The sequence below is a fragment of the Saccharospirillum salsuginis genome, assembly GCF_014651855.1.
GTDB lineage: Bacteria > Pseudomonadota > Gammaproteobacteria > Pseudomonadales > Natronospirillaceae > Saccharospirillum > Saccharospirillum salsuginis.
The window spans coordinates 1-933 of the sequence record NZ_BMXR01000034.1 but is presented as its reverse complement, the minus strand read 5'-3'; the positions used below and the strand labels follow the sequence as shown (position 1 = coordinate 933).

Genomic DNA, 933 nt, shown 5'->3' with positions numbered 1-933 from the left:
CTTAAAATTGGGCGCTCACCACGGTGTGGTTAATGACTGGGGTGAAGTCGTAACAAGGTAACCCTAGGGGAACCTGGGGTTGGATCACCTCCTTAAACCTAGACCTGCAAGTGTCCACACGAATTACTTGATTCCAGCGAATAGAGATCGGGGCTGAACAGTTTTTAGGACTGTAGCTCAGCTGGTTAGAGCGCACCCCTGATAAGGGTGAGGTCGGCAGTTCAAGTCTGCCCAGTCCTACCAAATTTCCGCAATGCGTCGTTGAAGAAAAGCTCACGTATGTCCATACGCTACGCTTTCCTTCGCCTAGCCTTGCGAAAATTGCCAAAGATTACGGGGCTATAGCTCAGCTGGGAGAGCGCCTGCTTTGCACGCAGGAGGTCTGCGGTTCGATCCCGCATAGCTCCACCAAATCCTTCATAACTGCGTTGGAAGATTCGTCGCATAGCGAACTATGCTTCCTCATCTTCCGCCTTGTTCTGAAGAATTTGGCAAGCCAATTTCTCGATAACGGCGTTGAAAGGCGCGTCGCATAGTGAACTATGCTTCCTCCCCTTCCGTCTTGTTCTGAAGAATTTGGTACCAATTATCCCTGATCTCTGTTGCAGACCGTAAAGCCAAGTGCTTTTACCGAAAGCCCTTCGCTTTGCGCAGTCCGCAAAAGCATTCGTTCTTTAACAATCTGATCAAGTTTTCTCAAGCAAACGATCGAGCCACGAGGTTCGGTGGTTCATTGAACCGTCGAGCATCGCGATTGTTTGAAAGAAAGTCTGTAAGAACCAAGCGTACAATTCTTTGTCGTTACAGCGTCGCTTCATGTAAGCCGATGGACACTCCTTCGGGTTATATGGCCAAGTGACGAAGCGTACAGGGTGGATGCCTTGGCAACTGGAGGCGATGAAAGACGTGGTAGCCTGCGAAAAGCGTCGGGGA

2 tRNA genes and 2 rRNA genes are annotated in these 933 nt (G+C 50.1%); all 4 read left to right on the top strand.

Annotation, left to right across the window (positions count from 1 at the left end):
* Positions 1 to 95: ribosomal RNA gene (locus IE111_RS24390) — 16S ribosomal RNA — on the top strand; the annotation flags it as partial.
* A 71-nt stretch (positions 96 to 166) separates the two neighbouring features.
* Positions 167 to 243, top strand: a tRNA-Ile gene (locus IE111_RS24385).
* A 92-nt stretch (positions 244 to 335) separates the two neighbouring features.
* Positions 336 to 411 (top strand) — tRNA-Ala (locus IE111_RS24380).
* A gap of 438 nt (positions 412 to 849) precedes the next feature.
* A 23S ribosomal RNA gene (locus IE111_RS24375) occupies positions 850 to 933 on the top strand; the annotation flags it as partial.